This window comes from Armatimonadota bacterium (genome assembly GCA_016869025.1).
Classification (GTDB): domain Bacteria; phylum Sysuimicrobiota; class Sysuimicrobiia; order Sysuimicrobiales; family Humicultoraceae; genus VGFA01.
This window is the reverse complement of sequence record VGFA01000016.1, coordinates 1-20742: the sequence shown is the minus strand read 5'-3', so window position 1 is coordinate 20742 and position 20742 is coordinate 1. Positions and strand designations below refer to the sequence as shown.

Here is a 20742-nt window from a genome sequence, read left to right as displayed (position 1 = left end):
CCGGCTGTCAGGCAGTAGAGCCGCGCCATTGGATGCGCAGTTCGACTTCGGCGCGCTTGCTCCCTTCGCACGAGTGGCTTCCGCGCGAGTGGCCTCCACACGAGTGCCCGATCGCAGGAGTGCCCGGCGCCCAGGGTGAATCGCCCGGTGAGGGATTGGTGACCATGCGTACGGGACGCTCGACCGTGATCGCGCGACGCGCGGCCATCGCGACGGGTCACCCGCTCGCGACGGCTGCGGGCCTGGAGGTTCTGGCAGGCCGGGGCAACGCCGTGGACGCCGCGGTGGCCGCGGCGGCGGTGCTGGGCGTGGCACAACCGATGATGAGCGGGCTCGGCGGCGACACCTTCATGCTGGTCTACTACAAGCCCAAGGGGCGCGTCTGGGGGCTCAACGGCAGCGGCCCCGCGCCCGCGGGCGCGTTGCGCGAGTTCTTCGTCAGGCAGGGCCATTTGAGGATGCCACTCCGGGGTATGCTGGCGGTCTCGGTGCCCGGAGCGGTTCGAGCGATGGATGAGGCCCTGACCCGATGGGGCAGCGGCCGGTTCTCCCTCCGCAGACTTCTGGAGCCGGCGATCCGCTATGCCGAAGAGGGTGTGCCGGTGACGCGGAAGGTCGCCCTCTGGTACAGCGAAGCCACGCCCGTGATCGCCCAGTATCCCTCCTCGTCGGCAGTGTTCCTGCCTCGCGGCAGGCCCCTGGAGGAAGGCGAGATCCTTGTCCAGCGCGATCTCGGCGCATCGCTGCGGATGGTGGCCGCAGGCGGTTCTGAGGCGTTCTACGAAGGGCCGATCGCCGAGGCAATCGGCGCGTACAGCCGCGCCCACGGAGGATTGCTCTCCGCCGGCGACTTCGCCGGGTACGCCGTGGATGTGCACGAGCCCCCAAGCACCACGTTCCGCGGCCTGACCGTCTACGCAACTGCGCCTCCGTCACAGGGGATCCTGCTGCTCGAGATGTTGAACATCCTTGAGGGTTTTGAGCCCGGGCGCTGGGATTCGCCCGACGCCATCCACAGGGCCGTAGAGGCCAAGAAGATCGCCTATGCCGACCGCCTGGCCTACCTGGGAGACCCGCTGCTCGTCCGCAACCCGGTCGGCGCGCTGCTCGACAAAGGGTACGCGGCCCGCCGGCGAGAGGAAGTCCACGGGAGCCAGGCTGCGCAGGCCCGCGCGGGCGGCCTGCCCGCCGAGGAGTCAGGAAACACAACCTACTTCTGCGTGGCCGACTGTGAGGGAAACCTCGTCTCGTACATCACGAGTCTGTCGGCTGCCTTTGGCTGCGGCGAGATCGTTGAGGGAACCGGCATCCTGCTAAACAACCGCGCAGGCCGCGGGTTCACCCTGGAAGCCGGGCACCCCAACCGCATCGCGCCCGGCAAGCGAACGATGCACACTCTGACCCCCTACATGGCGTTTCGCGGTGGAATGCCCTGGCTGGCCTGGGGCACACCCGGCGGGGACGCGCAGCCGCAGTGGTGCCTGCAGATCCTTCTCAACCTGGTCGAGTCCGGGATGAGCCCGCAGCAGGCGGTCGAGGCCCCGCGCTGGCACAGCTTCCCAGGCACCGATCCGGCGACGCTCGGGTCGCAGTTCGAGTTGCGCGTCGAGGAGGGCTTCCCTCCGGAGACCCTCATCGAGCTGGAACGGAGGGGCCACCGTGTCCTCCTCGCGGCCTCGCCCGAAGGCGGCGGCGGGGCCCAGGCGATTCTGGTAGACCACACGCGCGGGGCATACCTGGGCGCCTCGGATCCGCGCGTGGACGGCTGCGCGATAGGACTCTAGTGGGTCTCATCCGCGCGACGTATGACAGCTTTCTCGAAGACGACTGCCCGTTCGCGGTCTCGACGCACTTCCTGGAGCACGAGCGGGTTCAATCCGCGATCCAGGAAACGTTGCGTGCCTATCTCCCACCGAGGGCACACGCGGTGATTCTCGAGAACGTGCGGGAGGCCATTCGACTGCGCGGCCCGGTCGGGGTAGTGGCGGCTTTCGCCTATCTGTGGTCGTCATCCGCGGCGGTCGGCGCGGTGCGCCACACTCTAAACCGGATCTGGGACGTGAAGCGGAGCCGTCCGTTCTGGCAGAGGAAGTTGCTCGAGGCCGGGACGACCCTGGCGCTTGCCGGAGTCCTGGGCGCTCTGGCCATCATCTCCGTGGGCCTGTCCATCCTGGCGGGGCTGGGGTGGCGGATCCCTCTCTCAGGACGGCTTCACGACCTCGTGCTGGCCGGCCCGGCCCGGGAGGCCGCCGCGCTCATCGCCGCCGTTCTGTTTGAAGTGGCGAGGCACGCCGCGTTCTGGGGCCTCGCGCTGTTCGCCCAGTACCAGCTCGTGTACGGCTCCATGGCCGGGGTCGTCATCTTCCTACTGTGGACGTACGTCACGGCGACCATCCTGCTGATCGGCGCCGAAATCGCGCGATGCCGGGCGCCCCTATCTCCCGCAGGTGAATAGGGTCATGGTCGAGAGGGCCTCAAGAACCGCTCAGGCCCAACGCGCCATGCCAGAACTGCTGGGCGGGCGGCAACTGATCGTTGTCAGCAACCGTGAGCCGTACGCTCATCGCCGGGGCAGGCGTGGCCTCGAGGTGGAAAGCCCGGTCGGGGGGCTCGTGGCCGCGCTCGATCCGGTCCTGCAGGCCACCGGCGGCGTGTGGATCGCCTGGGGGAGCGGCGAGGCCGACTTCGAGGTTGTTGACGCCCACGACTGCATTCAGGTTCCACCCGAAGCTCCGCGCTATGCCCTGCGGCGAGTGCGCCTGACCGGCGACGAGGTGGAGCAGTTCTACCGTGGCTACGCGAATCAGTCCATTTGGCCGCTCTTCCATCTGGCCGTGGAGAAGGCCCGGTTCGTCCGCCGGAATTGGACCGCGTATCAGACCGTTAACCGGCGTTTCGCGGACGCGACCTCGAGCATGGTATCCGGTGATGCCCTGGTCTGGATCCACGACTACCATCTTGCGCTTTGCCCTCTCTACCTGCGCCGGGACCGCCCGGACCTCTTCCTGTCCCACTTCTGGCACATCCCCTGGCCGGCCTGGGACGTGTTCCGGATCTGCCCTCAGAGCACCGAACTGATCGAGGGCCTGCTCGCCAACGACCTGTTGGGATTCCACCTCCCGCGCCACGCGGACAACTTCCTCGACTGTGCCGAGCGCGAGCTGGGTGCCGAGGTGAGCCGAGACGAAGGTCTTGTCGAGTACCGCGGGCGTTACACCAAAGTGCAGGCGTTTCCCATCAGCATAGATCAGGACAGATGGGGACGGATGGCGGAATCGCAGGAATGTGAGCGGTGGATGGCCCGGTTGCGCCATCGCTTCCGCCTGGCCGATCGGTTCATCGGGGTTGGCGTTGATCGGCTTGACTATACCAAGGGGATCCCCGAACGGCTGCGTGCCATAGAGGTGCTCTTCCAGCAGGAGCCGGGTGTTCGCGGCCGGTTCATCTTCATTCAGAAGTCCCAGCCCAGCCGTACGCGGATCAAGGCCTACCGCGACCTGCAGAACCACGTTGAGGCTGAGATCGAGCGGATCAACTCGCTCTACGGAACAGAGACCTGGCAGCCCATAGTTCACATTCCCCGCCCTCTGCCCGCCGCAGGGATGGCGGCGCTCTACCGGATGGCCGACGTCTGCATGGTGACCTCCCTCCAGGATGGGATGAACTTGGTCGCCAAGGAGTTCATAGCTTCACAGGTGGACGGCCGCGGGGTGCTGGTTCTAAGCGAGCTGGCCGGAGCCGCGGACGAGGCGCCCTGGTCGCTCACGATCAACCCGTTTGATTCCGAGGGCGTCGCCGAAGCACTGCAACGGGCACTGAGCATGCCGCCGGCAGAGCGCCAGGAACGCATGCGGCACATGCGGGGCCACCTGCAGCAGCACGACGTCTATCACTGGATGGAGCAGCACTTCCGCGCCGCGGCGCGCATGCTGGCCACCAGGGCGGCAACCAGATCCGTGTTCGCGGACATGGAGCAGATCCGGCAGCAAGTCACGGCACGTGATCACCTGGCGGTGCTCGTGGACTTCGATGGGACCCTTGCCCCGATCTCAGACCGCCCGGATGATGCGAGCCCGCCTCCGCTGGCGCGCGCGGTCCTGGCACGTCTGGCTCAGCGTCCGAGGTGCCTCGTAGCCGTCATCAGCGATCGTGCCCTGGACGACCTGAGGGAGCGTATGGGCCTGACGGGCATTACTTATGTGGGCAGCCTTGGCTTCGAGATCGCCGGTCCGGGCTGGAGGTCCGAGCGGCGGCAGACCGCGGAGGTTCGGGCCCTCATCGCGTCCTGCAGTCAGCGACTGAGGATCCGGCTGCGGGGCGTGCAAGGCGCCACCGTTGAGGATAGGGGTCTCACCGCCACCGTCTACCACCGTGTGGTCCAGCGCGACCAAATCGAGACCATCCGCCAAGCCGTGCTGGAGGAGGTCGGGCGCGTGCCCCCCGGGAAGCTTGTGCTCCGGCGCGGGAAGATGGCGATAGAGATCCGGCCGGCGGTAGATTGGGACAAGGGACAGGCCGCCCTGTGGCTGCTGGAGCACGTCCTGGGCAAGGATTGGCGCACGCGGTGCGCCGTGCTCTACGCAGGGGACGACCGCACGGATGAGGACGCCTTCATGGCTCTTGCGGACGATGGCGTTACGATCAAGGTGGGCGCCGGTCCCTATCCCACCGCTGCCAGGCATGCCGTCCGGAGTGTGGCCGAGCTACAAGCGCTGCTGGAGGCTATCTGGAGCTGGGTCCAGCCCCCGGTGAGCCCGTGCTAGCAGCAAAGGGCCGATCCACCGGAAATAGCTCAACCCACACCGGCCCCTGGGGCAGCACCACGGGACCGCCGCCTGCGGTCTGAAGCGCCAGCGACCTGTCCTTGGACCTCCGCCAGGTTCCCTCCACGAGGCGGCCTTCGGTGATGATGGCGAGGCGCCCTGTGCCGATCAGGGTGATCTTGCTGCTCGGGGCTCCCTGCTCCATCACGTCTCGCCACTGCACGAACGCGACCAATACCGATGCCGGCGCGATCTGCCTGCCGTCCGCATCCAGGTGAGGGCGGCCGTCCTGGTCGCGTAGATACCGACGCCGCCCGGCATCGTAGCGGTAGCGGACCGCGTAGGGCGGCCCGTAGTCGAGCACGACCACATCAGAAGGCGTGGCGCCGGGTAGCACCAACTGAGGCGCGACCTCCATGGAGTAGGGCACACTGCCGGGCCGGGCGCTCAGAGGCTTCCTTCGTAGTTCTGCGCGCAGGCGGTCAAGCCGCGTGTAGAGGTTGTGGGGCATCTTGCGCGCAGGGTCGCGCCAGAACGGCCCCGATGCCCAGAACTCGTTGATGACCGGGAACTTCTGCGCCCGAATTGACGCCAGCGCTTCCGCGCTGTGGCCGGCGTGTACCAGAATCGCGCCCAGGTCCGAGGCGATCTCCAGCATGTATTGCCGCACGCTGCGCACCGGCCCGATTGCCGTGGGGGGGTCCCCGCAGTAGGAGGCCAGGAAGCGCGTGATGCGCGCCTCGGTTGGAAGAGCGTAGACCAGGCACGCGTCGGCCAGCCCCGACTGCGGCCGGGCCTGCGGGGCGTTTTCGATCACGACCAGGAACGGCGTCTCTCCGTCGGCGCCGGGGATGAAGGTACGCTGCGCTTCGGGCAGCGCCGGCGCCTCGGGCGGCGCCATCGCTCCCACACCGGTCTGCCCCATCTGGGGGCCGGCGTCACGCCACGCGACCATTCCCGCGGCGAGCACCACCGCAACTGTTGCCGACCAGATTGCAGCTCTTTGCTTGTGGCTCACGGGTGAGTAACATTATACAGGCGGGAACGCCCCGCCGCGACCGTATGGAGGTGGAGCATGCCAGATGCACGATACGAACGCACCCTCGTCTTCCTGAAACCGGACGGCGTCCAGCGCGGGCTGATCGGGAAGATCGTGGGGCGGTTTGAGGGTGCGGGGTTGAAGGTGATCGGCCTGAAGATGATGCGGGCGACGCCCGATATGTTGGAGCGCCACTACCCATCGGACGAGGGATTCCTGCGCACCATTGGCGGCAAGACGCGCGAGGCGTTTGAGGCCGCAGGACTGGACGTCCGTCGCGAGGCGGGCACCGATGACCCCCTGGCCATCGGGCAGAAGGTGCGGCAGTGGCTGATCGAGTTCGTCGCGTCCGCTCCGGTGGTCGCGTTCGTGCTGCAGGGAACGCATGCCGTCTCGGTAGTCCGAAAGATGGTCGGCGACACGCTGCCCTACCGGGCCGCGCCGGGAACTATCAGGGGCGATCTGTCCGCCGACTCCCCTGCTGTTGCGAACCTCCAGAAGCGCCCGGTGCGCAACCTGGTCCACGCCTCGGGGACGCTCGAGGAAGCCGAGGCGGAGATCGGGATGTGGTTCTCTCCCCAGGAGCTGTACGACTACCGGAGGGTGGACGAGGAGATCATCCTAGGGTAGCGCTTCTCCGAGCACCCATCCACTCCCTGAGAGCACCTCGCCGGCCCGGGGATCGGCCGGCAGGACCCCGCGGTCGGCCACCAGCGAGAGGGTGGCCCCGGCCGTGGCGATACGCATCCACCAGAACCGCTCGCCGGTGGCCACGTTGGTCAGCTCGTGTGACTCGGTGACGTACCCCGTGACAAGGGCCGTCGCGTCGGCGTCGCCGGAGGGCTCGTCCGCGCCGTGGTGGATGCTCGATGCGAACGACTGCACCGGGGGGCGGTACGAGTGCTCCCTGACCGCCTCGTAGGCGCGCGCATCCGCGTACAGCGTGGCCTCGTGCAGGATCACGGCGAGGCGTATCGTGATAACGTTCTCCGGGTGCAGGTGCTGCTTGATGGCAAGGTAGTTCACCAGATCAACCCGCAGCGGGAAGACCCCGGAGTACGGCTCGTCTTCCTCGGTGGGATTGAGCCAGCCGTCAATCCAGCCTTCAAAGCCGTCGTAGTCGGAAGGGCCGGCGCCGGTCAGCGCGATGCGGCAACTGTCGTCGCCGGCGAAGAACGGAGTGGCGATCAATGCCTCCCCCGCCTCGTTGGTCTGCGCCCAGATCTCGGGCCCCCCACCCGGAGCCCACCGCACCAGCGTATGCCCGCCTTCGCTTGCGATGCGGTTGCCGGCCTGCGCGGCCCGCTGCGCGAGCGCCCAATACTCGCGCACCTCGCGCACGGGGAAGCCGATGGCGGTGAAGTGGCTGGACATGGCCGTCATGAATCCCTTTCCCAAAGCGGTGCGGTATTCCTCCAGGGAGGTGATCCGCGGCCGCGGAAGAAGGTTGTACATGGACCGCCATCAGTGGGAAAGGGGCGATCAGTGGTGCGCATCCGTTACCTGGTGATCGTGGCCCTGGGGGTTGTCGTCGCCGCGGGCATAGCAGCGCTGCTTGTGACGATCGTTGTACGGCAGCAGGAAGCCCGCCTGACCTACTTCAAGGTCGTTGACGTCGCTGAGGACGAGCCGGACCCCGCGGTCTGGGGCCGCAACTTCCCGGACCAGTACGGGGCGTACCTCAAGACGGTCCGGACCTCCGAGCTCGTGAAGTACAGCGCCTACGGGCGGTACGGCGGATCAGAAGCATTTTCCAAGCTCGACAAGTACCCCGACCTCGCCAGGATCTTCGCCGGAAACGCGTTCAGCGTTGAGTACCGCGAGGAGCAGGGACACCTCCAGGCACTGAAGGCCGTGCAGGAGACTAAGCGGCTCGGCGATGAGAAGCCGGGCACCTGCATGACCTGCAAGTCAAGCGACGTGCCCCGCCTGATGAAGTCCCTCGGCGCGGCCCAGTTCTATGCCACCCCGATGAAGGAACTGATCGAGAAGAACAAGATCAAGCACGCGATCTCCTGCGCAGACTGCCACGACGCCAGAACGATGGCCCTTCGCGTGACCCGGCCGGCGTTCGTCGAGGCGATGAAGACCCGGGGGATTGACGTGGGCGCGGCTTCCAGGCAGGAGATGCGGACCTACGTGTGCGCACAGTGCCACGTGGAGTACTACTTCCGCGGCAAGACCGAGAAGTACCTGGTGTTCCCGTGGGCCAAGGGCTTGAAGATCGAGAACATTGAGGCCTACTACGACGAGATCAAGTTCTCCGACTGGGAGCACAAGATCACCAGGGCGCCGATGGTCAAGGTCCAGCACCCCGAGTTCGAGCTGTGGTCCAGCGGGAACCACGCCCGCTCAGGCGTCGGCTGCGCGGACTGTCACATGCCCTACAAGAGGGTGGGGTCGGTCAAGGTCACCGACCACTGGATCCGCTCGCCCCTGGAGAACGTGCAGAACGTCTGCACGACCTGCCACCGCCAGTCCGAAGCCGAGATGCGCGCGCGCGTTCTGGAGGCCCAGGACCGGACCTACCAGTTGTTGACCCAGGCGGAACGGGCGATCGTTGACGCCATGGCCGCGATAGAGAAGGCGATGGCCGAGGGCGTCACGGATAAGGACCTGGCCGGAGCCCGCGGGCTACACCGCAAGGCGCAGATCCGCTGGGACTTCATCAGCGCAGAGAACAGCATGGGCTTCCACAGCCCGCAGGAGGCCGTCCGGATCCTGGGCGACGCGATTGACCGCGCCCGGCACGCCGAGATCGCCGCGCTCAAAGCACCCCGACCGAAGCGCTAGGGGGAAACCGTGCGTCCCTGGGCAGTAACCGGATTGGCGCTGGCCTTCCTGGCCGGCGGTGTTCTCGGCCTGGGCACCTACACGTTCGTCTACGGCAAGGGCTACTCATACCTGCTGGACGATCCCGCCGCCTGCGTCAACTGCCACATCATGCGCGACAACTACGACGCCTGGGCGGTCGCGACGCACCGGACCGTTACATGCAACCAGTGTCATGTGCCCAAGGGATTAGCGGCCAAGTACCTGGCCAAGGCAAGGAACGGCTTCCTGCACTCGTACGCCTTCACGTTCAAGGACGTCCAGGCGATCCGGATCAGGCCCTCGAACCAGCAGGTCCTCGAGGCGAACTGCCAGGCCTGCCACGCGCGCATGGTGGCGCTCGTCGAGCCGCACGCCGCGCAGCCGTCGAGACTGTGCTTCGCGTGCCACAAGGGCGTGGGGCACGGGTTCTAGCGGCCGGCCGGCCGGTCTCACTGAGGCCGGCCAGCCCGGCCCAACTCACTGAGCCGCGGCACCCGCCGCGGCGAAGTAGTCCTCGTCGAGGATCGCGTACCGGATCGTGTCGTGCCACCGGCCTTCGGCCCAGATGCGCTTGCGGAAGACACCCTCGCGCTTGTAGCCTGCCTTCTCCAATGCCTGTTGGCTGGCCCGATTGTCGGCGAGCGCCTCGGACTCGACCCGGTGAAGGTTGAGCGTTTCGAAGGCGAACTTCGTGCGCACCCGCAACACGTCGGTGGCGTAACCCTGGCCCCAGGCATCCTTGTCTCCGATCACGATGCCGCTTGTGGCCCGCCGCTGCCTCCAGTCTATGCCGTGGAGGCCGGTGAAGCCGATGTGCCGGTTGCGCTCGTCGTGGATCGCCCAGGTGAAGTCGTTGTCCCGCTTCTGCACCCTCTGGATCCACTCTTCCTCCATCCCCGGGGTCACGCCGGTAGAGAGGTTGAGATACCGCGTGACCTCCGGATCGTTCATCCACCGCAGCGCGTTGTCGAAGTGCAGCGAGCGGTCCACCGGGACCAGCCGGACCTTCTCACCGCGCAGCCCCACTATCTCCATCGCTGATCCTCCTTCCGCCGGCGTGACGCCGCATGTAATCCTCGTAGGCGCCCGGGAAGTGCTTCCTGTAGAGAGCCAGGTTGAACCCTTCGGCTACATCCGATGTGCGCCACAGTTCGCGGAGGGCCCCGTAGTCGAGGTCGGCGACCACGATCTCCTCCTGATCCCACGACGCCGCCTGGGCAAGGACGCCGGACCCATCCGGGGTCAACTCGACCGGGGCCAGGACCGCGCTCCGGCCGGTGACAGTCATTCCCAGAAAGCGGCCCACCATCGCGGCGTGCACCCCGTAGGTTTGACTCTCCTGCACGCGCGGCCACAGCCCGCGCAGCGCCTTCCATGCGTTGTAGGGGGCCGGGGCCGCGCCGCCACGGGCCTCCCCGATGCTGGCGCGGGCCGCACCGACCGCTCGGTCCTCCTGCACGTCGCACGCCGGGATCATAATCACCTCTGCTCCCAGGCCTGCCAGGATGCGCGACGTCTCGAAGTACGTGGCGTCCATGCAGATCGGGAACCCCAGGGCGCCCACCGGCGTGCGCACGATGCGCAGATCGTCCCCTGCCTCCAGACCCCAGGATGCTTCCAGCGGCAACAGGTGGCACTTCACCTGCTGCCCCAGCAGCGCTCCGTCAGGACCAAAGAGGTAGCCGACATTGAGCACGGCCCCATGCTCGTCCGGCAGCATCGCGCTTCCGGTGGCGATGTAGACGCCCAGCCGGCGCGCCACCTCCGAGAAGGTCGCGGTGTATGCCACCCGGATCGCCGGGCCGATGAAGCGCAGGATCTCGGAGGGCCTTACGCCCGGCCCGGCCACCGCGCCGGTGGCCTGCGCGAGAGAGACATCATCGGGCAGATTGTCGAGCCCTGGCAGGAGCCCTGCCAGGTGCGTACCGCTGTCCTCCGGGAAGACGATCAACTGCGCGCCCAGGGCCGCGGCGTCGCGCGCGCGCGAGGCAATCATCTGCGCGTATTCGGTCACATCGCCGATGAGCCGCAGCCGCATCTGCACCGCGGCGACCCGCACCCTGTGTGGCGGCAGCGAAGCGCAGTTGTCCGTGCGTTCGAGCCGCATCCGGTCGAGCGCAGCGCGGATGAGGCCGGGCCGGGTGCGCCAGCCGAGCCAGTGTCGAAAGGCGGCTTCACGCAGCCGCGCGCTGAGGCCCATCACTCACCCCGCCACCGTTCGTAGATCGCCGGCAGATAGCGGGCGTAGAGCACCGGGTTGAGCTGGGAGAAGATGTCGTAGGCGCGCACGACCTCTTGCAGCGCTCCCGCGTCGAGGTCCGTGGTGAGCAGGTAGTCCCCCTCGCGGTCCAGGACGGCCAGCCAGCCCGTCTCGCCGGCGGTCATCTCCACCGGCGCGACCGCCGCGGTACGGGACTGCCAGCGCACGCCGGCCGCGGCTCCGCACAGGCCGGCCTCTACCCCGAAGACCTGGTTCTGTTGAACCTGCTGCCAGAGCCCTCGCCACTGGTGCCGTTCCCCGTACGGATGAGAGACCGCGACAGGACACGCCAGAATGATCGCATCCTGCAGCGCCAGGATCCGCGCCGCTTCCGGGTACCACAGATCGGTCCCGATGAGAACACCGATCCGGCCGGCCGGGGTGTCGGCGGGCCGCAGGTCATCCCCAGGCACCCATCCCAGCCGCCGCTCTGCCGCGGTGAGGTGCGTCTGGACCTGCCAGCGCACCACCCTGCCCTCCGGCGTGATGAGGGGCGCCGCGTGATGCCAGCCGTCGGGTGGCCGGCTGCCGGGTAGCCCGCCGTGCGGCCCGGTGCTGCCTCCGCCGCCCGGGGCCGGCACGCCGGTCGGCCACACCACCGTGCCCGGGAGCAGCGTCACGTGATACCCCGACGCCAGGCGGCGCGCTGCCTGCAGCCACTCGCCCGCTGCGTCGGCCGCCTCCGCCGCGTGCTCCTGTGGCCAGGGCTCCACAAAGGGATCGCCCACGCCCATTGAAGCGGCCACATAGAACGTGCCGGTGTGTGCAGGGAAGATCACCAACCCCGCGCCGGCACCGGCGGCCGCCTCGACGAACCGGGCGGTGGCGGCCAGCACGGCCCTCGTGGTGGTCAGCCCTCCTGCGTCGAGTTGCACCGCGGCGCACTTCATCGCGCACCCCGGATCCGCCAGATCAGCGCCGAGCCGATCAGCAGGTAGACCGCTCCGGCCACCAGCAGCACCACATAGCCCAGATTCGGTTCCCGCAGATTGAACTTGTCGAGCAGCGGGCCTCCGAGCAGCGGCGCCAGCACTTGAGGAAGCGTTGTCGCGATGCCCCAGATTCCCATGTCCTTGGCGGCCGCGGTCTCCCGCGACGGCAGCACGTCGGTCGCCAGCGCCCAGTCCACACTGATGAACGCGCCATAGCCCAGGCCGAAGACGGCCGAGAGGCCCAGCAGCAGCGGGAAGCTCGGCGCGGTGAGAAACAGCAGGCACGGCGCGGCCATCAGCACCGCGGAAGCGCACACGATGCCCCGCCTGCCCACGCGGTCAGAGAGCCACCCGGCGATGAACGCGCTGGCCAGCGCGCCGATCACCACGACCGCGCTGACGGTCCCGGTCGCCTCCTTGAAGCGGGCGATACCCATGAAGTCCTTGAGGAAGTACTGGAGGAAGTTGAACACGGTATAGAAGCCCATCAGTACGAACAGGCGCGAGACGAACAGCCACGCGAAGTCCGGGTGCCGGCGCGGGTCCACCCAGAACCCGCGCAGAAACCTTCCCAGATCGAACGGGCCGGCAGGATGGGGCCGGGCCTCGCGCACCCGCCAGACCGTGATCGCCAGTGTCACGGCGAGGACCGCCGCGATCAGCCAGTAGACCTGGGCCCGGTAGCCGCGCTCCATCAATATGCCGGCGGCCACCGCCGCGGCGATGGTCCCCAGCATGGTCATCAGCCCCATCCATCCCGACGCCACGCCGCGTTGATCGTCTGGGACCAGGTCGGGGATGAGGCCGCTGTAGGCCGATCCGCCCAGATTGTTGGAGAACTGCACCAGCCAGTAGGCGGCCACGAAGGCCAATAGCGTTGGCGACGCACCCATCAACGCGAGGGCGGCCACGTTGAGGATTCCGCCCGCGAGCATGAACGGCCGCCGACGGCCCATCGCAGCGCGACTGCGGTCGGAGAGTGCGCCGGCGATCGGCATCACGATCATGGCAATGGCCGCCCCACCCGCGAACACCAGGGAGAGGGCACGGCCCTTCTCCGCGTCCGGGACGAACCGCAGCACCTCCGCGGGGATCACAATGGCGAGCAACGCGCCCCAATGGAAGTTGAGCCCGAACCAATAGAGACTGAGTGAGAGAAGGTTGCCGGTGCTCATGCGCCGTCGCGGTTCCATCCACCACCCCCGGCAGGAAGCAGTGCGGCTCTTCAGGAAGCGACCGTAGGGCCGGAGTTCCACACGCGGAGTTCCACACTCGGAGGAGGACCCCTTTGCGCACGCGGTTTCCAGATGGGTTCCGGTGGGGCACCGCGGCCAGCGCCTACCAGTTCGAGGGCGACAGCAGCGCCAGCGATTGGTGGTCCTGGGAGCAGCAGCCCGGACGCATACTGAACGGCGACCGGTCGGGCCTGGCCTGCGACTGGTGGCACCACGCCGAGCGTGACTTCGACCTGATGGTCGGGCTGCACCAGAACGCCCTGCGGCTGTCGGTCGAGTGGGCCCGGCTCGAGCCCCAGGAAGGGCGCTGGGACCACGCCGCCGAGGAGCGCTACATCGAGATGCTGCGCGGCCTCCGCGACCGGGGGATCGAGCCCCTGGTCACGCTCAACCACTTCACGCTGCCGCAGTGGGTCGCCGAGCGCGGCGGGTGGCTTTGGGCTGGGATCGAGCCGGCTTTCGGCGCGTTCGCGGGTCGGTTCGTTCGGGCAGCGGTGGGTGCGGCCGGCGGTAGCGCGGCGCTGGTGGACTTCTGGATAACGATCAACGAGCCGGTCGCCCACCTGATCAGCGCCTACGTGCTGGGGCGGTTTGCGCCGGGGCAGACCAGGGTCGTCGCGTTCACCCGGGCGCTGGCGCGATCGGTGCAGGCCCATGCCGCGGCCTACCACGCGATCCACGAAGCGCAGCCGGATGCCAGGGTGAGCGTGGCCGCGTACCTGCGGCCGGCCTCACCGTCCCGCCCGCGCTCCCCTCTCGACCGGTGGGTGGCGAGGCGGCTCGACCACATAATCAACTGGATGTACCTGGACGCGCTCGCCACAGGCGTGCTGGCAGGCCCGTTTGGAGCGCGTACGCACGTGCCGCAGGCGGCCGGCACGATGGACTTCCTGGGCGTCAACTACTACACACGCAGCCGCGTCGCGTTCGACCCGCGGCGTCCCGGCCACCTGTTCGTGCGGGACGAGCCGCCGCCCGGCGCTACGATCACCGACGGCGGATACAGCGAGATCTATCTCGAGGGCCTTCTGGATGTGCTCAGGCGCGTGCGCGGCTACGGCCTTCCGATCTACATCACCGAGAACGGCCTGCCCGACGCCGACGACGACCTCCGGCCCGGTTTCATAGTTGAACACCTACGCCGGGTGGCCCAGGCCATAGACGAAGGCGCCCCGGTGCGTGGCTACTATCACTGGGCGCTGGTGGACAACTTCGAGTGGGCGGACGGCTGGAACCTGCGCTTCGGCCTCTACTCGCTGCATCCGGCGACGCAGGTGCGCACGCCCCGCCCCAGCGCGGCGCTGTACGGGGAGATCAGCAGGAGCGGTACGCTGCCTTAGGAGCAACACCTTCCATAGCGCGACCCGGCCAGGTGCTCGACCGCCGGCAAGGCATATCCCCGCATACAGGCCGTCGCATGACCGATCAAATGGGGTGGATGGGAACGCCCGGTCGAGGCACCCGGGGGGCGCCTGCCGACTCCGCGCTGCTCAGCATCGTGTCGCGCCGTCCGCTTTGAGCAATCGCCGTCCAGCTCTCGGCGCGGCCGGCAGGATCCTCTGGATCATGCTCATAGCCGATGCCTTCCCCGAGAACGGTCTCGTCCCCGCGATCTCGGAGATAGCGTCCGTGACGAATCTTACCATCGGTGATACAGGTCCATCAGGAGCACAGCGGCCGCGGCCTCTCGACCGTGTGCACGAAGCCATCCGCGCGCGCCACTTCAGCCGTCGCACGGAGGAGGCGTACACCGCCTGGGTCCGTCGGTACATCCTGTTTCACGACAAGCGCCATCCCGCAGAGATGGGAGCAGCCGAGATCACGAAGTTCCTGACGGATCTGGCCGTTCGTCGCAAGGTAGCTGCCTCAACGCAGAACCAGGCGTTGAGCGCGCTGCTGTTTCTCTACCGCGAGGTGCTGGATCAGGAGATGCCGTGGCTGGAAGACGTGGTGCGCGCGAAGCGCCCACGGCGACTGCCCGTGGTGCTGACCCGCGACGAGATTCGAGCCGTCCTCGATCGGCTCAGAGTGAAAGATGTCGATCTGGCGTCAAACCATATCGTCGTGCGGGCCGGTAAGGGGGATCGCGATCGCGTGACGATGCTGCCCGCCGCGGCCAAGACCCGCCTCGCCCGGCATCTCGAGCTCGTGAGGCGTCAGCACGAGCGGGACCTGGCGCGCGGCGCCGGCTGGGTCGAGCTCCCAGGGGCGCTGATGCGAAAGTACCCGAACGCCGGCAGAGAGTGGGGATGGCAGTGGATCTTCCCGGCGACACGGATCTACGTCGACCGGGTGACCGGCCAGCGGCGGCGCCACCACCTGCATGAGACCGTGCTCCAACGTGCCGTCGCTGATGCCGTGCGGCGAGCCGGCATTGGCAAACCTGCCACCTGCCGCACCTTCCGCCATTCGTTTGCGACCCATCTGCTCGAGGATGGATACGACATTCGCACCGTGCAGGAGTTGCTGGGACACCGGGACGTGAGCACGACGATGATCTACACGCACGTCCTGAACCGGGGGCCCGGCGGTAGATCGATGGCCTCTCCCCGAGCGGGACCGTGCCTTTGCCGGTTGCGGCGATGCCCGAACCGTAGGATAATCCTGATCAAGCCCAGCTTTCGCCCGGGAGGTCGACGTGCGCCCATTGCGGGCGGCGTACTATGCAGACCCGCCTAACCCGGCGGCGGAGGAAGCGGTCTAATGCGTGAAATCCACTGGGGACGGGCCGTCCAGCCGATTTGTCGTCGCGCGCCCACGGGGATTAGGCTGCGACGCCCGTCAGTGTTAGCTGTATTATCCGCCATGCTGTCGCACGACGGATAAAAGCCTATTCATTAGACCGATCCGATGGAGGTGGTTGGATGAGAACCTTCACGGCAGTAGTCGAGAAGGACCCCGATACCGGCCTCTACGTCGGCCACGTCCCCGGATTTCCGGGGGCTCATTCCCAGGCCGAGACCCTCGACGAGCTCAACAAGAACCTCCGAGAGGTGATCGAGATGCTCCTTGAGGATGGGGAACCCAGGCTGGAGGGCGAATTCATTGGGACGCAAACCGTTTCCGTGGCCTGACGATGCCCAAGCCGCCGGTCCTCAAGCCCCGGGAGGTCGTAGCAATCCTTGAGCGTCTGGGCTTTGTTGAAGTACGCCGGCGGGGATCACACCGGCAATATCGGCATCCGGATGGACGCTGGACGACAGTACCTTTCCACTCTGGGCGGGATATCTCACCGTTGCTCCTGCGATAGATTGCCAAGGACATCGGGCTGATTATCGATGAGTTGCTGCAGCAACGATGAGCACGGTCCAACTACCGGATGCAACCGCCCCGCTGACGCGGGCGGCTGATCCGGGGTGCTAGACGCCCAACCGCTCGGGTGTAGATCGCGTCTTTCGACCAGCACCGCCCGCCCACCGCGCTTCCCATCCCAGCCTGCCGGCAGTGTCCCACAGGGGGGGTGTCCTGCGGGCAGGTGGGCGGGAATCCGTTGGCGACGAGGCCGGCGGACGAGGCAACATCCACAAGGGTGCCGCCCCAATCGAGTTCCACCAGTTGAGGGCAGGCGTTGGGGACCAGGTCCTCCAGGCCGAGGCTGAGGCGCTGGGGAGTTCGGTGGCCACCGCACGGATGGCGTGGATCATCACGCCACTCCCCGGATCATCATCTGATGGCGTGCCTCCTGAAGAAATCCCAGATGACCTCGTTGGCGTAGATGTCCCTGCTTGTCCTGCCGATCACGCGCTCCGGGAGATACGGAAGCCCTCCGGGCCAGGTGTGCCCGCCGCCCTCGACCACGTACACGATGACGTCAGCGCCCTCGCTGCACCCGGCATAGGCCTCGCGGCGCACGCGCGTGCCGTCGCCGGGATCCCTGTCGGGCTCACGCGTGATGGTTGGCGTCGGGGCGCACCTGTTGTGGTTGACCCAGTACCTCACGGTCTCCGCCACGGACAATACCCTGCCTACCGCGCGGCCGCCCGGGAAACCGAGATTCCCTCCTTCCCAGGGCACCAGGGGGTCGTGTGTGCCCGGGATCAGCACGATCGGGATCGGCCTGGCCGGCGCGCGCATCGCCGCGATCTTGTCGGTTGCGGAGATGGCGACGGGCGCGATCGCGGCGATCTTGTGGGAGAGTTCGTGAGCCAGGCGCATCGAGAGCAGCCCGCCGTTGGAGATCCCTGTCGCGTAGACGCGGCCGCGGTCAATGCCCTGGGTCTGCGCCAGGTGTTCGATGAGCGCCGAGATGAAGCCGACGTCGTCCACGTTTTCCCTTTGAGCGCGATACTCCTGAACTCCCCTGCCGTCGTTCCAATGCCGGTCCACGCCGTCCGGGTAGACCACCGCGAAGCCGCCTGTCTCCGAGAGCCGGTTCAGGCCGCCGAGGGTGAGCTGCTCCATGTTCAGGCCGTTGCCGCCGCCGCCGTGTAGGGCAAGAATCAGGGGCATCGGGCCGGCTCTGCCGGCCGACGAGGGTAGATGGATACGATAGGTGCGCTCGATCCCGCCGTGGTGAATCGCTCCGGTGCGGCTGACGGGCCCGCGGCTCTGCGCGTGCGCGACGCCGCCCGGACCCAGGCCCGGCAGGGCGACCTCGGTCACCAACAGCGCCACAGCCAGTAGCAGCCCCGCGGCAAACAACACTGTCGCCGCCAGCAGCAGCGCTGCACCAAGCAGCGGGCTCGGCGCCGGTCCGCGCAACCTCATGATGCCCCTTGGACGTCCCGGCGCCTCTCTCCGTTTATGCCCGGAGCCCACTACCAGATCCCGGCAATTGTCTGTCCGCAGTCCGGGCAGCGGCCGCCCGACTCTTCCAGCCGGTTCTGCCGGACGTGGAACCCGCTGCGTTCGACCAGCACGGCCCTGCAGCCGGGGCAGCAGGTATGCTCGTACGATCCCACCTGTCCGGGCAGATTCCCCGCGTACACGAACCGCAGCCCCTCGGCCTGGCCTATCCGCGCGGCCCGCAGCAGGGCGCCAACCGTGGTGCTCCTGTGGCCGATCATCCTGTAATCCCCGTGGAACGCGGTCACGTGCCAGGGGATGTCCGGCGAGACCGAGGCGATGAACCGGGCGGCGTCTGCCAGCTCGCCGTCTGAATCGTTCCAACCGGGAATCACCAGGGTGACGACCTCCATCCAGAATCCCATCACGTGGACCATCCGGATCGCCTCGAGCACCCGGTCGAGCACGCCGCCCAGGACGCGGTAGGTCCTCGCGTTCATGGACTTCAGGTCCACCTTGAAGCAGTCGCACCAGGGGCGCAGGTAGGACAGTACCTCGGGCGTGGCATAGCCGTTGCTCACGATGCCGGTGAGAAGCCCGGCACGCCGCGCCTTCTCGAAGACCGCGACCGCCCACTCGGACGTGATCAGCGGCTCGTTGTAGGAACTGGCCACCATCCGCGCCCCGCACCGGAGGCCGAAGGCCACGATCTCTTCGGACGAGATGTCCTCGGGCACAACTCCGGCGGCGGGATCGCGCAGCGCCTGCGAACTCACCCAGTTCTGGCAGCCTGGGCAGTGGAGACTGCAGCCCAGCATCCCGAATGTGAGCGTCGTGGATCCCGGCAGCACATGATAGAAAGGCTTCTTCTCGGTTGGGTCGCACTGCAGCCCGGCGACGTATCCCCAGGGGACACGGAGCGACCCGCCGTCATTGAACCGTGACCGGCAGATTCCGCGGCGTCCGGGGAAGATGACGCATCGGTGCCCGCATGCGACGCAGCGCACCTTGCCCTCCGCCAGGGATTCGCAGAGCGAGCCCTGTGCTGTCCTGGCGTCGAGAAACGCGGCCAGGCCTGATGCGGCGCGGGCCTCCGGGGTTCTCACTGCGCGTCACCCCTTCCATTCTATATCACTGTTCTCCCTCGCCGATCCCCCTCGCCGATCTTCCTCGTCGTTCATGCTCATGGACCGCCGGCGTTCACGAAACATTCACACCTGATTCATGGCTTCTGCACCTCGCCCCGCTAGTCTCAGGAGTGGAGCACGAGAACCGCATCCGAAAGGAGATGGGACATGATGAAGCGTGCGATGGCAGCTCTGGGCGTCGCGGCCGTGATCGCAACACTGGCCACCCCGGCGCTCGCTCAGATGATGAGGCCCGGCATGGGGCCCGGAAAGATGCAGGGGTACTTCCAGTCGGGCGGCGTTCAACCACGGGGACCGGCGCTTCCGGTGGATCAGGCGATCACCCGCGTCCGGCAGTTCGTTGGGCAGTACGGGAATCCTGACCTGGTGCCGGTCGAGATCATAGAGTTCTCGAACGTCTTCTATGCCGTGGTGACCGAGAAGAGCACCGGGAAGGGCGCATTTGGCCTTCTGGTGGACCGGTACAACGGTAACGTCACGTTCGAGATGGGCCCGCCGATGATGTGGAACATCAAGTACGGCCGGCTGGCCGGCGGAATGGGCATGATGGGTCCGGGGATGGGCTATGGGATGGGTTACGGTGGCATGATGGGCCCGGGGATGGGCCCCGGCGGCATGATGGCCCCGCCGCCAGGATATGGCCCGCGTCCGGGATACGGCCCACAGCCCGGCCCGCAGCCCTCTCCCGGCGCCCCGGGCGCGCGCCCGCCGGTGGCGCAGCTCGACGAGGCAAAGGCCAGGGCCGCGCTGCAGGCCTGGGTGGCCCAGGCGTTCCCCGGCGCCGGAATCGGCAAGGTCGTCGAGTTCCCGGGCTTCTTCACCTATCGCCTGACACGTGACGGGAAGAACTTCGCGCTTGCCAGCGTCAATGCATACGGTGGGCAGGTCTGGTACGCATGGCACTACGGCACTGTGATCCGTGAGCAGGTCATTCGGTAGGCGTACGGGAATCCGGGCAGGGGATCGGGACTTCCGGTCCCCTGTCCAGGGCGGACAGCGAGGTGATGGTGATGGCATGTTGCCGGCACGCGTGGGTAGTTGCACTTGTGGTGGTCGGTGTGCTCATCCTGCTGCCGATACTCGGTGGCCTTGGGATGATGGGTGGATGGGGCATGATGGGTCCCGGCATGATGGGCGGAGGGTGGTCTGGCGCGCCCTGGGCCGGGGGAAGCTGGACAGGAGGTTGGGGGATGCCGCTTCTTGGGATGCTCTTCTGGCTGTTGATACTCGCAGGGATCGTGCTCGTGGTCACGGCATACGTGCGACGTGAGGGAACAGGCGCGCAGGCAGGCCAGGATGAGGCGCCGCTGGAGATCCTGAAGCGCCGTCTGGCCAGGGGCGAGATCACGCGCGAGGAGTACGACGCGATCAAGAAGGAACTGTCGTAGGCCTTGTGAGATGGAGAGGGCGATGCGAAACCGAGTGATCTTGGGCGTTGTGCTGATAGTCGTCGGGATTGTCGGCCTGGTGTGCCTGGGCCGGGCAGGATGGGACGAGTCAGGATGGGGCGGACCAGGATGGGACGGGCCCCCCGGCGGCGGATGGTGGCGGCATCACGGCCCGATGATGCGCGGATTCGGGCCGTACCACATGCGCGGCCCGTGGGGCTGGCAGGGAAGGGGTGCATGGGCGTCCCCTCCGGTTGCCGGTGCCCGGACCGTTGAGATTGTCGCGACCGACTTCTCGTTCAACCCGGCTGAGATACAGGTGAAGGCCGGCGAGGTCGTCAACCTGAGTCTGGTCAACAAGGATGACGATTCCGTGCACGACATCGTGGTACCGGGCCTGCGCGTCCGGCTCCTGGCGCCGCCCGGTCAGAAGGTTAC

At 67.4% G+C, this 20742-nt stretch carries 21 protein-coding genes; 13 read left to right on the top strand and 8 right to left on the bottom strand.

Going from position 1 to position 20742, the window contains the following annotated elements; all coding sequences use genetic code 11:
• The first annotated feature begins 164 nt into the window (after positions 1-164).
• From ggt to FJX73_09035, 3 genes are read left to right on the top strand one after another with little or no spacing between them, the layout of a single operon-like run.
• Entirely contained in the window at positions 165-1784 is a 1620-nt protein-coding gene (ggt, locus tag FJX73_09045) for a gamma-glutamyltransferase (protein MBM3470923.1), read from the top strand.
• Positions 1478-2455: a YihY/virulence factor BrkB family protein gene (locus FJX73_09040; GenBank protein ID MBM3470922.1), complete on the top strand. Its 978-nt coding sequence runs from the start codon at positions 1478-1480 to the stop codon at positions 2453-2455. Before ggt ends, FJX73_09040 begins: the two co-directional genes overlap by 307 nt.
• Before the next feature lie 4 nt (positions 2456-2459).
• Positions 2460-4763: a bifunctional alpha,alpha-trehalose-phosphate synthase (UDP-forming)/trehalose-phosphatase gene (locus FJX73_09035; GenBank protein MBM3470921.1), complete on the top strand. Its 2304-nt coding sequence runs from the start codon at positions 2460-2462 to the stop codon at positions 4761-4763.
• Here the strand turns inward: FJX73_09035 and FJX73_09030 are convergent.
• On the bottom strand, positions 4723-5781 hold the full coding sequence (locus FJX73_09030; protein ID MBM3470920.1) for a DUF3048 domain-containing protein: 1059 nt from the start codon (positions 5779-5781) through the stop codon (positions 4723-4725). The two genes, FJX73_09035 and FJX73_09030, sit on opposite strands and share 41 nt — an antisense overlap.
• A 57-nt stretch (positions 5782-5838) precedes the next feature.
• Between FJX73_09030 and FJX73_09025 the strand changes: the two genes are divergently transcribed.
• Complete coding sequence (locus tag FJX73_09025) at positions 5839-6432, top strand: nucleoside-diphosphate kinase (GenBank protein MBM3470919.1); 594 nt, start codon at positions 5839-5841, stop codon at positions 6430-6432.
• Here FJX73_09025 and FJX73_09020 read toward each other — a convergent pair.
• Positions 6424-7056, bottom strand: coding sequence for a hypothetical protein (locus FJX73_09020; protein ID MBM3470918.1), 633 nt, complete (start codon positions 7054-7056; stop codon positions 6424-6426). The two genes, FJX73_09025 and FJX73_09020, sit on opposite strands and share 9 nt — an antisense overlap.
• A 6-nt stretch (positions 7057-7062) precedes the next feature.
• On the opposite strand from FJX73_09020, the gene FJX73_09015 reads away from it, so the two are divergent.
• Together FJX73_09015 and nrfH are read left to right on the top strand one after the other, a co-directional pair.
• Complete coding sequence (locus tag FJX73_09015; protein MBM3470917.1) at positions 7063-8595, top strand: ammonia-forming cytochrome c nitrite reductase subunit c552; 1533 nt, start codon at positions 7063-7065, stop codon at positions 8593-8595.
• A gap of 9 nt (positions 8596-8604) precedes the next feature.
• Positions 8605-9048 carry a cytochrome c nitrite reductase small subunit gene (gene nrfH / locus FJX73_09010; protein MBM3470916.1) on the top strand — a complete coding sequence of 148 codons (444 nt, stop codon included), beginning with the start codon at positions 8605-8607 and terminating at the stop codon, positions 9046-9048.
• Positions 9049-9093: 45 nt separating this feature from the next.
• Here the strand turns inward: nrfH and FJX73_09005 are convergent, their stop codons facing one another.
• From FJX73_09005 to FJX73_08990, 4 genes are read right to left on the bottom strand one after another with little or no spacing between them, the layout of a single operon-like run.
• Entirely contained in the window at positions 9094-9651 is a 558-nt protein-coding gene (locus FJX73_09005) for a GNAT family N-acetyltransferase (protein MBM3470915.1), read from the bottom strand.
• Positions 9626-10819: a nitrilase gene (locus FJX73_09000; protein ID MBM3470914.1), complete on the bottom strand. Its 1194-nt coding sequence runs from the start codon at positions 10817-10819 to the stop codon at positions 9626-9628. Before FJX73_09000 ends, FJX73_09005 begins: the two co-directional genes overlap by 26 nt.
• Positions 10816-11766, bottom strand: a complete 951-nt coding sequence (locus tag FJX73_08995; GenBank protein ID MBM3470913.1) for a carbon-nitrogen hydrolase family protein — start codon at positions 11764-11766, stop codon at positions 10816-10818. Before FJX73_08995 ends, FJX73_09000 begins: the two co-directional genes overlap by 4 nt.
• Entirely contained in the window at positions 11763-13001 is a 1239-nt protein-coding gene (locus tag FJX73_08990) for an MFS transporter (protein MBM3470912.1), read from the bottom strand. Before FJX73_08990 ends, FJX73_08995 begins: the two co-directional genes overlap by 4 nt.
• Here FJX73_08990 and FJX73_08985 point away from each other — a divergent pair.
• From FJX73_08985 to FJX73_08970, 4 genes are all read left to right on the top strand, one after another.
• A complete protein-coding gene (locus FJX73_08985) occupies positions 12959-14383 on the top strand; it encodes a glycoside hydrolase family 1 protein (GenBank protein MBM3470911.1) in 1425 nt (474 codons plus the stop codon). The genes FJX73_08990 and FJX73_08985 overlap by 43 nt on opposite strands.
• 226 nt (positions 14384-14609) lie before the next feature.
• Positions 14610-15722 (top strand): integron integrase, encoded by a 1113-nt coding sequence (locus FJX73_08980; GenBank protein MBM3470910.1) that lies wholly within the window; start codon positions 14610-14612, stop codon positions 15720-15722.
• A 185-nt stretch (positions 15723-15907) separates the two neighbouring features.
• The gene (locus FJX73_08975; protein ID MBM3470909.1) at positions 15908-16117 is read left to right on the top strand and encodes a type II toxin-antitoxin system HicB family antitoxin; all 210 of its coding nucleotides are present in this window, start codon (positions 15908-15910) and stop codon (positions 16115-16117) included.
• Between the two features lie 2 nt (positions 16118-16119).
• On the top strand, positions 16120-16293 hold the full coding sequence (locus tag FJX73_08970) for a type II toxin-antitoxin system HicA family toxin (protein ID MBM3470908.1): 174 nt from the start codon (positions 16120-16122) through the stop codon (positions 16291-16293).
• Positions 16294-16706: 413 nt separating this feature from the next.
• Here the strand turns inward: FJX73_08970 and FJX73_08965 are convergent, their stop codons facing one another.
• On the bottom strand, positions 16707-17750 hold the full coding sequence (locus FJX73_08965; protein MBM3470907.1) for a phospholipase: 1044 nt from the start codon (positions 17748-17750) through the stop codon (positions 16707-16709).
• A gap of 50 nt (positions 17751-17800) precedes the next feature.
• Positions 17801-18841, bottom strand: coding sequence for an AmmeMemoRadiSam system radical SAM enzyme (amrS, locus tag FJX73_08960; protein MBM3470906.1), 1041 nt, complete (start codon positions 18839-18841; stop codon positions 17801-17803).
• 222 nt (positions 18842-19063) lie between these two features.
• Here amrS and FJX73_08955 point away from each other — a divergent pair, with 222 nt between their 5' ends.
• The 3 genes from FJX73_08955 to FJX73_08945 all read left to right on the top strand — a co-directional run.
• A complete protein-coding gene (locus FJX73_08955) occupies positions 19064-19855 on the top strand; it encodes a hypothetical protein (GenBank protein MBM3470905.1) in 792 nt (263 codons plus the stop codon).
• Positions 19856-20106: 251 nt separating this feature from the next.
• A complete protein-coding gene (locus FJX73_08950; GenBank protein ID MBM3470904.1) occupies positions 20107-20304 on the top strand; it encodes an SHOCT domain-containing protein in 198 nt (65 codons plus the stop codon).
• A gap of 175 nt (positions 20305-20479) precedes the next feature.
• Positions 20480-20742, top strand: a 263-nt coding sequence (locus tag FJX73_08945; GenBank protein ID MBM3470903.1) for a hypothetical protein, incomplete at its 3' end; no start/stop codon positions are given.

Excerpts from the sequence above, each read along its gene's own strand:
- ggt (MBM3470923.1), top strand. The coding sequence starts at position 165 with ATGCGTACGGGACGCTCGACCGTGATCGCGCGACGCGCGGCCATCGCG.
- FJX73_09035 (MBM3470921.1), top strand. The coding sequence starts at position 2,460 with ATGGTCGAGAGGGCCTCAAGAACCGCTCAGGCCCAACGCGCCATGCCA.
- FJX73_09025 (MBM3470919.1), top strand. The coding sequence starts at position 5,839 with ATGCCAGATGCACGATACGAACGCACCCTCGTCTTCCTGAAACCGGAC.
- FJX73_09015 (MBM3470917.1), top strand. The coding sequence starts at position 7,063 with ATGCCCGCCTTCGCTTGCGATGCGGTTGCCGGCCTGCGCGGCCCGCTG.
- FJX73_09005 (MBM3470915.1), bottom strand. The coding sequence starts at position 9,651 with ATGGAGATAGTGGGGCTGCGCGGTGAGAAGGTCCGGCTGGTCCCGGTG.
- FJX73_08995 (MBM3470913.1), bottom strand. The coding sequence starts at position 11,766 with ATGAAGTGCGCCGCGGTGCAACTCGACGCAGGAGGGCTGACCACCACG.
- FJX73_08990 (MBM3470912.1), bottom strand. The coding sequence starts at position 13,001 with ATGGAACCGCGACGGCGCATGAGCACCGGCAACCTTCTCTCACTCAGT.
- FJX73_08980 (MBM3470910.1), top strand. The coding sequence starts at position 14,610 with ATGCTCATAGCCGATGCCTTCCCCGAGAACGGTCTCGTCCCCGCGATC.
- FJX73_08975 (MBM3470909.1), top strand. The coding sequence starts at position 15,908 with ATGAGAACCTTCACGGCAGTAGTCGAGAAGGACCCCGATACCGGCCTC.
- FJX73_08970 (MBM3470908.1), top strand. The coding sequence starts at position 16,120 with ATGCCCAAGCCGCCGGTCCTCAAGCCCCGGGAGGTCGTAGCAATCCTT.
- FJX73_08965 (MBM3470907.1), bottom strand. The coding sequence starts at position 17,750 with ATGAGGTTGCGCGGACCGGCGCCGAGCCCGCTGCTTGGTGCAGCGCTG.
- FJX73_08955 (MBM3470905.1), top strand. The coding sequence starts at position 19,064 with ATGATGAAGCGTGCGATGGCAGCTCTGGGCGTCGCGGCCGTGATCGCA.
- FJX73_08950 (MBM3470904.1), top strand. The coding sequence starts at position 20,107 with ATGCCGCTTCTTGGGATGCTCTTCTGGCTGTTGATACTCGCAGGGATC.